Here is a 15,233-nt window from a genome sequence, read left to right as displayed (position 1 = left end):
TCACACCAATCGCAATGGAAGCAGGACTTAAATTTGCTATTCGTGAAGGTGGAAGAACAGTAGGAGCTGGAGTTGTAGCTCAAATTACAGAGTAAGTTTGAGAGACTAGGTCTATTGACCTAGTCTTTTTAAGGAAAAGAACAGTTTTATTATTTAGCAGCATTAACTAATAAAGTATTGATTAAAATATTGTGGAAATAATAAACTAATAAAAGCTTGTGTTTTAGTATGCCTATATTTGTAATTTTTTATTGACAGAAAATTTAATTTGTGATAGTTTATATAAAGTAATAAAGCTATTATTGGGTAATTGTGCCCGAAAGTAATTTTATGTTTATATATATCTGATTGGCTAAGGTGTAGGAGGTGTGTTAAATGAGAGTAAAAGTAGTGATGGCATGTACAGAATGTAAACAAAGAAACTATAATACTATGAAGAATAAAAAAAATAATACTGAAAGAATTGAGTTGAAAAAATATTGTAAGTTCTGTCATACTCATACACTTCACAGGGAAACTAAATAGTTTTCTAACAAAACATTAATGAAGGATGTGAAATAGATGGCGGCTCAAACGGGTGCTGAAAAGGGAACAAAAAAAATAGGCAACTATTTCAAAGGAGTAAGAGCTGAACTAAGAAAAGTTAGTTGGCCTAGTAAAAAGGAGCTAATTAACTATACTATAGTAGTGTTAGTAATATGTACAATTATTTCTTTAGCAGTATGGCTAATTGACTCAGGCTTACACCAAATATTGAAATTGATAATTAGATAAAAATTTGAAGGAGGGAAGGACCTGGTTTGGGTCCCCGTAAGCTATGACAGATAAGTCTGATAAAGGTAAATGGTATGTAGCACATACCTACTCTGGTCATGAAAACAAGGTTAAAGCTAACATTGAAAAGTTAGTTGAAAACAGGGGAATGCAGGATGTAATTTTTGAAGTAAGAGTTCCAATAGAAGAATATATTGAGACTAAAAATGGCAAGAAAAAAGTAAAAGAAAGAAAAATGTTCCCAGGATATGTTATGGTAAAGATGATAATGACTGATGAATCTTGGTATCTAGTAAGAAATACAAGGGGAGTTACTGGTTTTGTAGGACCAGGATCTAAGCCTGTACCACTTACTAGCGAAGAGGTAAAATCATTAGGAGTACAAGAAGTCTTACCACAAATAGATATAGCTATAGGAGATGTTATAAAAATAAAAACAGGTTATCTCGAGAACTTTATTGGTACAGTTGAGAGTGTTAATGCAGAAAAGAGAAAACTCAAGGCCTTTGTATCAATGTTTGGTAGAGAAACACTTGTAGAGCTAGACCATGACCAGATTGAAAAAATATAGCATTGGCAGTAAAACTAATACAATATTAGAATATAAGTAGTATTATTATTTTAAAAAATACAAGACACAAATGGAATAGCTCTTGAGCTTTTCCCACATATGTAAGGAGGTGTAAATATGGCAAAAAAGGTTATAGCTATGGTTAAGTTACAAATTCCAGCTGGAAAAGCTACACCAGCACCACCAGTAGGTACAGCTTTAGGGCCACATGGTGTAAATATCATGCAGTTTACAAAGGAGTTTAATGCAAAAACTGCTGATCAGGTAGGTATGATAATTCCAGTTGTTTTAACAGTATACCAAGATAGATCTTTCTCATTTATAACAAAGACTCCTCCGGTAGCAGTATTGATTAAAAAGGAAGCAGGCATAGAATCAGGCTCCGGAGTACCAAACAAAACAAAAGTTGCTAAGATATCACAAGAAAAGGTAAGAAAGATAGCAGAGCTTAAAATGCCAGACTTAAATGCAGGTAGCATAGAAGCTGCGATGAGTATGGTTGCAGGAACTGCAAGAAGCATGGGAGTTGTAGTAGAAGAATAATTTTTATTAAAGTGGGAGGTAAAACCACCGCTAATACCACGAGGAGGTTATAACAATGGCAAAAAGAGGTAAAAACTATCAGGATAGTGCAAAGCTAATAAATAGAGAAAGCCTTTACGAAGTAGATGAAGCTATTGAATTAGTTCAAAAAACAGCAAAAGCTAAATTTGATGAAACAGTAGAGCTTCATATTAAATTGGGTGTTGACTCAAGACACGCTGATCAACAAGTTAGAGGTGCTGTAGTATTACCACATGGTACTGGTAGAACAAGAAGAGTTTTAGTATTTGCAAAAGGAGATAAAGCAAAAGAAGCAGAAAATGCAGGTGCTGATTATGTAGGAGCAGAAGAGCTAGTTACTAAAATTCAAAGTGAAAACTGGTTTGAATTCGATGTAGTTGTTGCAACGCCAGATATGATGGGTGTAGTTGGTAGACTAGGTAGAGTATTAGGTCCAAAAGGTTTAATGCCAAACCCAAAATCAGGAACAGTTACTTTTGAGGTTGAAAAAGCAGTTAAAGAGATTAAAGCAGGTAAAGTAGAATATAGAGTTGACAAAACTAATATAGTTCACGTTCCAATAGGAAAAATTTCATTTGGAAATGAAAAATTGAAAGATAATTTTAATGCTCTAATGGATGCAGTTATTAAGGCAAAACCAGCAGCAGCAAAAGGAAGATATTTGAGAAGCGTTACTATTACAAGCACAATGGGTCCAGGAATCAAAATGAACCCAGCAAAAATAATGGAATAAAACTGTTGACATTATTTTAATATACTGATAATATATCAATGTTACATTTAAATAAATGTTCCGTAGACAGTAGGTACCTAATAATAGGTTTAAAATTCGCCTGCCGAGGACAGACTTATGAATACTTATGAAATCAAAAGTCTCCTTGTGTCTACAGGAGACTTTATTATATTATTAGGTCAAATTAGAATTATAGTTTCGGCAATAAGGAGGTGGAACCTGAATGAGCTCAGTATTAGAACAAAAACAACAAATAGTAGAAGAAATTAGAGAAAAAATCAATAATTCTCAAGCAGTAGTACTTGTAGACTATAGGGGCTTAAACGTAGCAGAAGTTACAGAACTTAGAAAGAAGTACAAAGAAGCAGGAGTGGACTATAAGGTTTACAAAAACTCACTAATGAGATTTGCATTTAAAGATGCTGGACTAGAAGGATTCAATGAATTCCTTACAGGACCAAATGCTATAGCATTTAGTTTTGAAGATCCAGTAGCACCAGCTAAGATTAGTGACGAGTTTGCAAAAAATCATAAAAACTTAGAAATAAAGGCTGGTATAGTTGATGGGAAAATCATAGACTCTGATCAAATCAAGGCGCTAGCAGAACTACCATCAAGAGAAGTACTAGTTGCACAGGTTCTTGGAGGCTTAAACGCACCAATTACAGGATTTGTCAACGTTCTTCAAGGAAATATCAGAAACCTTGTATATGCATTAAATGCAATAAGGGAAAAACAAGAAGCTTAATAGCTTAAATCTTTAAACAAATTAAAAACAATATTTTAGAGAATATATGGAGGGATTTTATAATGGCAAGTGAAAAAGTATTACAATTAATTGAAGAAGTTAAAGGACTTACAGTATTAGAATTATCAGAATTAGTTAAAGCTTTAGAAGAAGAATTTGGTGTAAGCGCAGCAGCTCCAGTAGCTATGGCAGCTATGCCAGCAGCAGGTGCAGCTCCAGCAGCAGCAGCTGAAGAAAAAACTGAATTTGATGTAATCCTAGCAAGCGCTGGTGCAGAAAAAATTAAAGTTATAAAAGTTGTTAGAGAGTTAACTGGTTTAGGATTAAAAGAAGCAAAAGATTTAGTTGACAATGCTCCAAAGGCGTTAAAAGAAGGTGCTTCAAAAGATGAAGCAGAGCAAATGAAAGCTAAACTTGCAGAAGTTGGCGCAACTGTAGAATTAAAATAATAACTATAATATGATAGAAAAAGGTTTCATTTAAAAATGAAACCTTTTTTTATGGTATAATATTGTTTCTAATGCATTAATAAGTCCAGAAAATGTGTGCTTGACAACTTTATTTTTGTGTGATAATATTATAAAATGCATAATAGGCGAATTTTGGCATAAATTTTGAATATTTGATAAAGTTTGTGGCAATATTATATAATAGGCGTATTTTAATTCTATAAATTACCAAAGGAGTAGTACCCAATGAACTTAAGCGTAGCGAAGGTGAATTGCAGGTACTACCCTTGTCAGGGTTGGCGAGATCCATAACGACTGGAGGGAGTTAGGGATCCGCAACCTACGGCTTTGTTTTTGGTAATTTGTTTTTGACTACTTAAGTTTTATTAAGGGGTGGTAATAATGGTACATCCTGTTTCGTATGGAAAACGGGTTCGTATGAGTTATTCTAGGATTAATGAGGTTTTAGAGCTGCCGGATTTAATCGAGGTACAAAAAAGGTCCTATGATTGGTTTATCCATGAGGGGCTAAAAGAAGTATTTGAGGACATTTCCCCAATACAAGACTATACTGGAAACTTAATTCTAGAGTTTGTGGATTATAGTCTTGGAGACGAATCAAAGTACGAAGAAGAAGAATCAAAAGAAAGAGATGTAAACTTTGCAGCACCGTTAAAGGTAAAGGTTAGACTTATAAACAAAGAAACTGGAGAAGTTAAAGAACAAGAAGTGTTCATGGGCGACTTCCCACTAATGACCGAAAAAGGAACCTTTATTATTAATGGAGCAGAGAGAGTAATAGTAAGCCAGCTAGTTAGATCACCAGGGGTATACTATGCAGAAGATATAGACAAAACAGGTAAAAGACTATATTCTTCTACTGTAATACCTAATAGAGGCGCTTGGCTAGAATATGAAAGTGATTCAAATGACATCGTTTATGTTAGAGTAGATAGAACAAGGAAACTTCCTATTACTATTTTACTTAGAGCATTAGGATATAGCTCCAATGAGGAAATCATACAGCTCGTAGGAGAAAGCGAGCAAGTACTTAAGACTCTTGAAAAAGATGGAACTAAGACACAAGAAGAGGCTTTGTTAGAAATATACAAAAGACTTAGACCGGGTGAGCCTCCTACTGTAGACAGTGCTAGATCTCTTATAAACACCTTATTTTTTGATCCTAAAAGATATGATCTTGCTAAAGTAGGTAGATATAAGTTCAATAAAAAACTATCTCTTTACAATAGAATTGCAAATAGGAAAGCAGCAAATACGATAATAGATCAAAATACAGGTGAAATATTGATTGAAAAAGACGAGAAAATATCCAGGAAAAAAGCTATTGAGATAGAGAATGCAGGTATAAATGTTGTTGATGTACTAGTTGATGACAACAAGATAGTCAGAGTTGTGGGAAATCATTTTGTAGACATTAAAGCGTTTAATCTGCCTTTTTCTATTGACGATCTTGGTCTCAAGGAGAAGATATATTATCCTGTAATGAAGGAATTAATAGATAAGTTCGGCAAAACTGACGAACTAAAAGAGGCTATTAAAGAGAGAGTCAGAGAGCTTTCACCAAAGCATATAATCAACTCAGATATAGTTGCATCAGTAAACTATGAATTCAATTTATTTTTTGACATCGGAAACATTGATGATATAGATCATCTAGGTAATAGAAGACTACGTTCTGTTGGTGAACTTTTACAAAATCAGTTCAGAATAGGATTATCTAGGATGGAAAGAGTAGTCAGAGAGAGAATGACCATTCAAGACATGGATGTAGTTACACCTCAAGCTCTGATTAACATTAGACCTGTTGCAGCGGCTATAAAAGAATTTTTTGGCAGCAGCCAGCTGTCTCAATTTATGGATCAGACCAATCCACTAGCAGAGCTTACTCATAAGAGAAGAATGTCTGCATTAGGACCAGGAGGTCTTAGTAGAGATAGAGCTGGATTTGAAGTAAGGGACGTTCATCATTCACACTATGGAAGAATGTGTCCTATAGAGACACCAGAAGGACCAAACATTGGTCTTATTACATCACTTACTACTTATGCTAGAATAAACGATTATGGTTTTATTGAGGCGCCATACAGAAGAGTTGACAAGGATAATGGCCTAGTTACTCATGAAATTGATTATTTAACAGCTGATGTTGAAGATGAGTTTATTATAGCACAGTCTAATGAGCCGTTAGATGCAGAGGGTAAATTTGTTAATAAAAGAGCATTATCCAGAGCTAAATACGGAAGTATTGAAGTAGTTCCAGTTGATGAAGTAGATTATATGGATGTATCTCCTAAGCAAATAGTTTCAGTAGGTACTGCCATGATACCTTTCCTAGAGAATGACGATGCCAACAGAGCCCTAATGGGTGCTAACATGCAACGTCAAGCTGTGCCATTGCTTAAAACACAAGCACCAATAATTGGAACTGGTATGGAATATAGAGCAGCAAAGGATTCAGGAGTAGTAATAATTGCACGAAATAGTGGAGTTGTTATTCGTGTATCTTCTGATGAAATATTAGTTAGAAGAGATGACGACGGACAAATTGACAAATATAGTCTACTGAAATTTAAGCGTTCTAATCAAGGAACCTGTATAAACCAAAGACCTATTGTTAGAAAAAACGAGAGAATTGAAAAAGGTCAGGTTATTGCTGATGGACCATCTACAGATCAAGGAGAAATAGCATTAGGTAAGAACCTACTCATTGCATTTATGACATGGGAAGGCTATAACTATGAAGATGCTATATTAATAAACGAAAAGGTTGTAAGAGAAGATATACTCACTTCTGTTCATATTGAAGAATATGAATCAGAGGCCAGAGATACAAAACTTGGACCTGAAGAAATAACTAGAGATATACCAAATGTAGGAGAAGACTCATTAAAAGACTTAGATGAAAGAGGAATAATAAGAATAGGTGCAGAGGTTGAAGCAAATGATATACTAGTTGGTAAAGTTACTCCAAAGGGCGAGACAGAGCTTACAGCAGAGGAAAGATTATTAAGGGCTATTTTTGGTGAAAAAGCTAGAGAAGTTAGAGATACTTCCCTTAGAGTTCCTCATGGAGAATCAGGAATAATTGTAGATGTTAAAGTATTTACTAGAGAAAATGGAGATGAACTTTCTCCTGGAGTAAACCAACTCGTCAGAGTTTATATTGCTACAAAACGTAAAATTAATGTTGGAGACAAAATGTGTGGTAGACACGGGAACAAAGGTGTTGTTTCAAGAATCCTTCCTGAGGAGGATATGCCTTATTTACCAGATGGAACACCGCTTGAAATAGTCCTTAACCCGCTTGGAGTACCATCACGTATGAATATTGGTCAGGTCCTAGAAGTACACTTAGGATTAGCTGCTAAGAAGCTAGGATGGATGGTTGCTACGCCTGTATTTGATGGTGCTAACGAAAATGATATATGGGATGCATTAAGAAATGCAGGAGAACCAGAAAGTGGTAAAATATTATTACGAGATGGTAGAACAGGAGAATATTTTGATAATCCTGTTACAGTAGGATACATGTACATGCTAAAACTTCATCACTTAGTAGATGATAAGATACATGCCAGATCTACAGGGCCTTATTCATTAGTTACTCAACAGCCTCTAGGTGGTAAGGCACAGTTTGGAGGACAGAGATTTGGTGAGATGGAGGTATGGGCATTAGAGGCTTATGGTGCTTCACATACATTACAAGAGATATTAACAGTTAAATCTGATGACGTGGTAGGACGTGTTAAAACATATGAGGCAATAGTAAAAGGTGAAAATATACCTGAGCCAGGAATACCAGAATCCTTCAAGGTTCTTATAAAAGAATTACAGAGTTTAGCCTTAGACGTTAAAGTATTGACTGAAAATCAAGAAATAGAAATCAAAGAGTCAGTAGATGACGAAATAGGTGAACTTAACATAGGCTTTGATACAGAAGACAAAGATAGTGAATTCGAAAGTGAATACTATAATGATTATAACGAAAACAATATTGAGGAAATAGACGAAGATATTGATATTGAAGATGCTGATGATAAGTTTATTTTTGATGAAGATGATAACTTGTTTGATGATGGTTTTGATGAATAATTGTATAAACCTGAAACTAATTTTATGAAGGGAGAGAAAGCCCCTTGTTCGAGCTTGATAATTTTGATTCAATCAGGATTGGTTTAGCATCACCTGAAAAAATAAGACAATGGTCTAAGGGAGAAGTAAAAAAACCTGAAACAATAAACTACAGAACTCTAAAGCCAGAAAAAGAAGGCTTGTTCTGTGAAAAAATCTTTGGACCTACAAAAGATTGGGAATGTCATTGTGGAAAGTATAAAAGAGTAAGATACAAAGGTGTAGTATGTGACAGATGTGGAGTTGAAGTCACAAAAGCAAAAGTGAGAAGAGAGAGAATGGGGCACATAGAGCTTGCTGCTCCAGTTTCTCACATTTGGTATTTCAAAGGAATACCAAGCAGAATGGGACTTATATTAGATATGTCTCCGAGAGCATTAGAAAAAATACTTTATTTTGCATCCTATGTTGTAATAGATCAAGGAGATACCGGATTATCAGAGAAACAGCTTTTAAATGAAAAAGAATACAGAGATGCAATAGATAAATATGGAAGAAGATTTAGAGCAGGAATGGGAGCTGAAGCCATAAAAGAGCTTCTTGCAAAAATAGAACTAGAAAAAGAAGCTAAGGAGCTTAGAGCGCAGCTAAAGGAAAGCTCAGGACAGAAAAAAATTAGAATTATAAGAAGACTAGAGGTAGTTGAAGCCTTTAGACAATCAGGCAATAAACCTGAATGGATGATACTAGACGTAGTACCTGTTATTCCGCCAGATTTAAGACCAATGGTACAGCTAGATGGTGGAAGATTTGCAACATCTGATTTAAATGATCTTTACAGAAGAGTTATCAATAGAAATAATAGATTAAAAAGATTATTAGACTTAGGTGCACCAGATATAATAGTCAGAAACGAAAAAAGAATGCTTCAAGAGGCTGTAGATGCCTTAATAGATAATGGTAGAAGAGGAAGGCCTGTAACTGGACCTGGAAACAGACCATTAAAATCATTATCTGATATGCTAAAAGGTAAGCAAGGTAGATTTAGACAAAACCTTTTAGGTAAAAGAGTTGACTACTCAGGACGTTCAGTTATAGTTGTTGGTCCAGAATTAAAATTCTATCAATGTGGACTTCCTAAGAAGATGGCATTAGAGCTATTCAAGCCATTTGTTATGAAAAAACTAGTAAATGAAGGCCATGCACATAATATTAAAAGCGCAAAGAGAATGGTAGAGAAGGTTAAACCGGTTGTTTGGGATGTACTAGAATCAGTTATTAAAGAGCATCCAGTTTTATTAAACCGTGCTCCTACTCTACACAGGCTTGGTATTCAAGCATTTGAGCCTATATTAGTAGAAGGAAAGGCTATTAAGCTTCATCCTCTTGTATGTACTGCCTACAACGCAGACTTTGATGGTGACCAGATGGCTGTACACGTACCTCTTTCTACTGAAGCACAGGCAGAAGCTAGATTCTTAATGCTGTCAATAAACAACATTCTAGCTCCAAAGGATGGAAAACCTATCACAACTCCTACACAGGATATGGTATTAGGAAGCTATTATTTGACAGTAGAAAAACCGGGCGAATCTGGTGAAGGAATGATATTTAAAGACTACGATGAGATGCTTCTAGCATATTATGATGGAGTGGTAGGCTTACATGCTAAGGTTAAGGTAAGAGTAAAGATTGATGAAAATGATAGAGGAAAGCTAGTAGAGAGCACTGTAGGTAGATTTATATTCAACAAAAATATTCCTCAAGACTTAGGAATGGTAAATAGAGAAAAAGATAAGTATTCCTTAGAAGTAGATGATCTTGTAGATAAAAAAATGCTTGGTAAGATTATCGAAAAATGCTATAGAAAACATGGTAACACAATTACCTCGGTAGTCTTGGACAATATAAAAGAAACAGGATTCCATTTTTCTACAATAGGAGCTATTACAGTAAGTATTGATGATATAGTAGTTCCAAAGGAAAAGGAAATATTAATATCAGAAGCAGAAGAAAAGGTTGATAAATACGAAAAATCTTATAGAAGAGGGCTTATATCTGATGATGAAAGATATGAGAGAGTTATAGAAGTCTGGAATAAAACTACAGAGCAAGTAACTGAAGCTCTTATGAACAATCTTGACCCTCTAAACAATATATTTATAATGGCTCAATCGGGAGCAAGGGGAAGTAAAAATCAGATAAGACAGCTAGCGGGTATGAGGGGTCTTATGGCAAATGCTTCAGGTAAAACTGTTGAGCAGCCTATTAGGGCTAACTTTAGGGAAGGTCTTACGGTTCTTGAGTTCTTTACCTCTACCCATGGTTCTAGAAAGGGTCTTGCTGACACTGCTCTTAGAACAGCTGACTCAGGATATCTTACAAGAAGACTTGTGGATGTAAGTCAAGACGTAATTGTTAGAGAAGATGATTGTGGTACAGATCAATATATTGCATTCAAGGCATTTAAAGATGGTAAAGAAGTCATAGAAGAGCTTTGGGATAGAATTGAAGGAAGATATGCATACGAAGATGTATTACATCCAAAAACTGGTGAAATTATAGTAAAAGCAGGAGATTTAATTACAGAGGATAAAGCAGATAAAATAATTGAAGCAGGAATTGAAGAAGTTAAGGCAAGAACAGTGTTAGGATGTAAGACTAGACATGGAGTATGTGCAAAATGCTATGGAAGAAACTTGGCTACAGGAAATGTTGTTAATACTGGAGAAGCAGTTGGTATAATAGCTGCTCAATCTATAGGAGAGCCTGGTACTCAGCTTACAATGCGTACCTTCCATACTGGAGGAGTAGCAGGAGCAGATATTACCCAAGGTCTTCCGAGGGTAGAAGAGCTTTTTGAAGCTAGAAAACCAAAGGGTCTTGCTATTATTACAGAGATCTCAGGTACAGTTTCAATAAGTGAATCAAAAAGAAGAAAAGAAGCAATAGTAACAGCAGAAGACGGAGAAGCTAAAGCATATACTATTCCTTATGGCTCTAGATTAAAAGTAAAAGCAGGAGATTTTATAGAGGCAGGAGATGAGATAACTGAAGGTTCAGTTAATCCTCATGATATATTAAAGATAAAAGGAATTGCTGGAGTTCAAGCATATCTTGTAAGAGAAGTGCAAAGAGTTTATAGAATGCAAGGTGTTGATATAAACGATAAGCACATTGAGGTTATAGTTAGGCAGATGCTAAACAAGGTTAAGATTGAAGAACCAGGAGATACAGATTTTCTTCCAGGAGGCTTAGTAAATATTTTCGATTTTAGCGATGCTAATAGAAAAGTAGAAGAGTCTGGAGGAACACCAGCTATAGGTAGAAGAGTATTGTTAGGAATTACAAAGGCTTCATTAGCTACTGAATCTTTCTTGTCGGCAGCATCCTTCCAAGAGACTACAAGAGTACTTACAGAAGCAGCAATAAAAGGAAAAGAAGATGGGCTGATAGGTTTAAAAGAGAATGTGCTAATAGGTAAGCTTATACCGGCGGGTACAGGAATGAAAAAATACAAAGAAATAGCATTAAATTATATGGAAAAAAAAGCAGATGAAGAAATAGTTGAAGAATAATATAAATGTTGACATGAAATATAACAGGTGGTAAAATATATAAGTGTGTAAAATTTCAGGTTGACTCTTTTGAATCAAGGAAGATTATGTGGCCATGGTCACATAATCTTCTAGATGTGTAATGGAGGAGGAGACTAAAATGCTAACTAATCTTAAAGAAAAGAAAAAGGTTGTTGGTGTTAAACAGGCCAAAAGAGCAATAACTAATGATGAAGTTAACATGGTGTTTATTGCAAAAGATGCAGAGCCTAAGGTAGTAAAAGACATAATTCAGCTATGCAATGAAAAGACAATAGAAATTATATATGTTGAGAGCATGAAAGAATTAGGAAAGGCCTGTAGTATTGACGTAAATGCGGCAGTAGCTGCAACCCTTAAATAGTCTAAATTTGGAAGGAGGTGCTTTGATGCCAACAATTAGCCAATTAATAAGAAAAGGCAGAGAAGATGTTATATACAAATCAAAATCTGCTCACTTAGGAGTAAGCTACAACTCACTTAAAAAGAGAACAACAAAATTAAATTCACCACAAAAAAGAGGAGTGTGTGTAGCAGTTAGAACTGTAACACCTAAGAAACCTAACTCAGCTTTAAGAAAGATTGCCAGAGTTAGACTTACAAATGGTCTAGAAGTTAACGCTTATATCCCAGGAATAGGCCATAACTTGCAAGAGCATAGTGTTGTGCTTATAAGAGGTGGAAGGGTAAAAGACTTACCGGGTGTTAGATACCACATCGTTAGAGGAACACTAGATGCAGCAGGTGTAGACAAGAGAATGCAAGCTAGATCAAAATATGGTGCAAAGAAACCTAAGAAAAAATAGTTTTAACGGGTACTAATAATGCGGGGTTTTAGCGTCATAGGCTAAAGGCTGTTTATATATATGCATTTAGTGCGCTAAGACGACAGTAGGATTTGTCGAGTACCTATGATTTAATATGAATTGTTAAGGAGGGAAGTATAGTGCCAAGAAAAGGACATGTTCCAAAAAGACCAGTTAGTCCAGATCCAATCTACAATGATAAAATAGTTACAAAGCTAATAAATCAAATAATGCTTGATGGTAAAAAAGGCGTTGCACAAAAAATAGTATACGATGCTTTTGATACCATAGGACAAAAAACAGGAGAAGAACCATTAGAGGTTTTCTATAAAGGTTTCAACAACATAATGCCTGTACTAGAAGTAAAGGCAAGACGTGTTGGTGGAGCAACATACCAAGTTCCTGTTGAAGTTAGACCAGAAAGAAGACAGACTTTAGGGCTAAGATGGTTAGTATCTTACTCAAGAAAAAGAGGAGAAAAAACCATGAGTGAAAGGCTAGCTAAAGAAATCATGGATGCAGCTAACAACACAGGTGCTAGTGTTAAAAAGAGAGAAGACACTCATAAAATGGCTGAAGCTAATAAAGCTTTTGCACATTACAGATGGTAATAAAGATTATAAAATTATGATTAAGTTAATATATAATTGGAAACAAATAAAATGTGTAATGATTTACAGAAAGGAGGAATACTGTGCCTAGAGAATTTTCTTTAGAAAAAACTCGAAATATTGGAATAATGGCTCATATAGATGCAGGTAAAACAACTACTACTGAAAGAATACTATTCTATACTGGTAGAACTTACAAAATAGGCGAAACCCATGAGGGTTCAGCTACTATGGACTGGATGGAGCAAGAACAGGAAAGAGGAATCACAATAACTTCTGCAGCCACTACTGCTCAATGGAATGGACATAGGGTAAACATTATTGACACACCAGGACACGTGGATTTTACTGTTGAGGTAGAAAGGTCTCTTCGTGTTCTCGATGGCGCAGTAGCAGTTTTTTGTGCAAAAGGCGGTGTGGAGCCACAATCAGAAACAGTATGGCGTCAAGCAGACAAATATGGCGTTCCACGTATGGCTTTTGTAAATAAAATGGATACTACAGGTGCAGACTTTTTCAGAGCAGTTCAAATGATGAAGGACAGATTAAAAGCAAATGTAGTTCCAGTGCAGCTACCAATAGGTTCAGAAGATACCTTTGTAGGAATGGTAGACTTGGTTAATATGCAAGCTAGAATCTACAAAGATGAATTAGGAAAAGAGTATGAAATAATAGATGTTCCAGAAGATATGAAGGATTTAGCGGAAGAATATAGAGAAGCATTGCTAGAAGCTGTAGCTGATCAAAATGAAGAGCTAATGATGAAATATCTTGAAGGTGAAGAAATAAGCACAGATGAAATAAAAGCTGCTATTAGAAAGGCTACTATAGCATGTAGCATCACTCCTGTACTATGTGGTTCTGCATATAGAAACAGAGGTATACAACCGCTATTAGATGCAGTAGTTGACTATATGCCTGCTCCAATAGATATTCCATCTATAACAGGAGTAAAACCAGGCTCAGAAGATGTTGAAGAAAGAGCATCATCAGATGACGAACCATTCTCAGCATTAGCATTTAAAATTATGGCTGACCCTTATGTAGGTAAACTTGCTTTTTTTAGAGTATATTCAGGAGTACTTGATTCAGGCTCCTATGTATTAAACTCAACAAAGGGTAAGAAAGAAAGAATAGGTCGTATATTACAAATGCATGCAAACAAGAGAGAAGAAATAGAAAGAGTATACTCAGGAGACATTGCAGCAGCAGTAGGCTTAAAAGATACAGGAACAGGAGACACTCTTTGTGATGAGGATAATCCTATAATACTAGAATCAATGGAATTCCCAGAACCTGTTATACACGTAGCAATAGAGCCAAAAACTAAAGCAGGTCAAGATAAGCTAGGAATATCCTTAGCTAAACTATCTGAGGAAGATCCAACATTCAAGGCATATACTGACCAAGAAACAGGTCAAACTATAATAGCTGGAATGGGAGAATTACACCTAGAAATTATTGTTGACAGGCTTCTAAGAGAATTTAAAGTAGAAGCAAATGTAGGTAACCCACAAGTTTCATATAAAGAAACTATTACAAAAGAAGCAGATGTTGAGGCAAAATATGCAAGACAATCTGGAGGACGTGGACAATATGGTCACGTTAAGATTAAGCTTGAGCCTAGAGAACCAGGTGCAGGTTACGAGTTTGTTAACAAAATCGTAGGTGGAGCTATACCAAAAGAATATATACCAGCTGTTGACAATGGTATCCAAGAAGCTATGCAAAATGGTATTTTAGCAGGATATCAGGTATTAGATCTTAAGGTAACTCTATATGATGGATCATACCACGAGGTTGACTCATCAGAAATGGCGTTTAAAATTGCAGGCTCTATGGCATTTAAAGATGGTATGAGAAAAGCTGGCCCTGTAATACTTGAACCATATATGAAGGTTGAAGTTGTTATGCCCGAAGAGTATATGGGAGACGTAATAGGAGACCTTAACTCTAGAAGAGGAAGAATAGAAGGAATGGAGTCAAGAAGTGGAGCACAGGTTGTAAGAGGATATGTACCGCTATCAGAAATGTTTGGATACGCTACTGACCTTAGATCCAAAACTCAAGGTCGAGGAACATATACAATGCAATTTGACCACTATGAAGCATTACCGAACAGCTTAGCTGAAAAGCTTATTAATAAATAATCTAATAATTATAAATAATATAATTCTGTATAGTAGGGAGGAATAAAAAAATGGCAAAAGCAAAATTTGAAAGAAATAAGCCACACGTAAACATTGGAACAATAGGACACGTTGACCACGGTAAAACAACACTAACAGC

15 protein-coding genes and 1 other annotated feature are annotated in these 15,233 nt (G+C 35.5%); all 15 genes read left to right on the top strand.

From position 1 onward, the window contains the following. Positions 1–95 (top strand): EF-Tu C-terminal domain-related protein (locus tag BLV37_RS14125; RefSeq protein ID WP_483145416.1); only part of this gene is annotated, 95 nt, incomplete at its 5' end. A 280-nt stretch (positions 96–375) separates the two neighbouring features. Continuing rightward, entirely contained in the window at positions 376–525 is a 150-nt protein-coding gene (gene rpmG / locus BLV37_RS14120) for a 50S ribosomal protein L33 (protein WP_091732939.1), read from the top strand. A 36-nt stretch (positions 526–561) separates the two neighbouring features. After that, a complete protein-coding gene (gene secE, locus BLV37_RS14115; RefSeq protein WP_091732937.1) occupies positions 562–774 on the top strand; it encodes a preprotein translocase subunit SecE in 213 nt (70 codons plus the stop codon). Positions 775–817: 43 nt separating this feature from the next. Then, positions 818–1,345, top strand: coding sequence for a transcription termination/antitermination protein NusG (gene nusG, locus BLV37_RS14110; protein WP_091732935.1), 528 nt, complete (start codon positions 818–820; stop codon positions 1,343–1,345). Between the two features lie 117 nt (positions 1,346–1,462). After that, entirely contained in the window at positions 1,463–1,888 is a 426-nt protein-coding gene (rplK, locus tag BLV37_RS14105) for a 50S ribosomal protein L11 (RefSeq protein ID WP_091732933.1), read from the top strand. Positions 1,889–1,943: 55 nt separating this feature from the next. Continuing rightward, positions 1,944–2,642: a 50S ribosomal protein L1 gene (gene rplA / locus BLV37_RS14100; protein ID WP_091732930.1), complete on the top strand. Its 699-nt coding sequence runs from the start codon at positions 1,944–1,946 to the stop codon at positions 2,640–2,642. Positions 2,643–2,684: 42 nt separating this feature from the next. Next, positions 2,685–2,819 (top strand) — a sequence feature (ribosomal protein L10 leader region). 46 nt (positions 2,820–2,865) lie between these two features. Further along, positions 2,866–3,390 (top strand): 50S ribosomal protein L10, encoded by a 525-nt coding sequence (rplJ, locus tag BLV37_RS14095; RefSeq protein WP_091732913.1) that lies wholly within the window; start codon positions 2,866–2,868, stop codon positions 3,388–3,390. 62 nt (positions 3,391–3,452) lie between these two features. Then, entirely contained in the window at positions 3,453–3,839 is a 387-nt protein-coding gene (gene rplL, locus BLV37_RS14090) for a 50S ribosomal protein L7/L12 (RefSeq protein WP_091732910.1), read from the top strand. A gap of 402 nt (positions 3,840–4,241) precedes the next feature. Beyond that, positions 4,242–7,952, top strand: a complete 3,711-nt coding sequence (rpoB, locus tag BLV37_RS14085; RefSeq protein WP_091732908.1) for a DNA-directed RNA polymerase subunit beta — start codon at positions 4,242–4,244, stop codon at positions 7,950–7,952. 44 nt (positions 7,953–7,996) lie between these two features. Beyond that, positions 7,997–11,509, top strand: coding sequence for a DNA-directed RNA polymerase subunit beta' (gene rpoC / locus BLV37_RS14080; protein ID WP_091732905.1), 3,513 nt, complete (start codon positions 7,997–7,999; stop codon positions 11,507–11,509). A gap of 139 nt (positions 11,510–11,648) precedes the next feature. Further along, on the top strand, positions 11,649–11,891 hold the full coding sequence (locus BLV37_RS14075) for a ribosomal L7Ae/L30e/S12e/Gadd45 family protein (protein WP_091732901.1): 243 nt from the start codon (positions 11,649–11,651) through the stop codon (positions 11,889–11,891). Between the two features lie 25 nt (positions 11,892–11,916). Continuing rightward, positions 11,917–12,333, top strand: a complete 417-nt coding sequence (gene rpsL / locus BLV37_RS14070) for a 30S ribosomal protein S12 (protein ID WP_091732898.1) — start codon at positions 11,917–11,919, stop codon at positions 12,331–12,333. 140 nt (positions 12,334–12,473) lie between these two features. Next, positions 12,474–12,944, top strand: a complete 471-nt coding sequence (rpsG, locus tag BLV37_RS14065; protein ID WP_091732895.1) for a 30S ribosomal protein S7 — start codon at positions 12,474–12,476, stop codon at positions 12,942–12,944. 83 nt (positions 12,945–13,027) lie between these two features. Next, positions 13,028–15,094, top strand: coding sequence for an elongation factor G (gene fusA, locus BLV37_RS14060; RefSeq protein WP_091732892.1), 2,067 nt, complete (start codon positions 13,028–13,030; stop codon positions 15,092–15,094). Between the two features lie 50 nt (positions 15,095–15,144). Then, positions 15,145–15,233, top strand: an 89-nt coding sequence (locus tag BLV37_RS14880; RefSeq protein ID WP_139226313.1) for a GTP-binding protein, incomplete at its 3' end; no start/stop codon positions are given.

This window comes from Proteiniborus ethanoligenes (genome assembly GCF_900107485.1).
In the GTDB taxonomy this organism is placed as follows: Bacteria; Bacillota; Clostridia; order Tissierellales; family Proteiniboraceae; genus Proteiniborus; species Proteiniborus ethanoligenes.
Note: the sequence above shows the minus strand (reverse complement) of the source record. Positions and strands in the feature narration are given on the sequence as shown.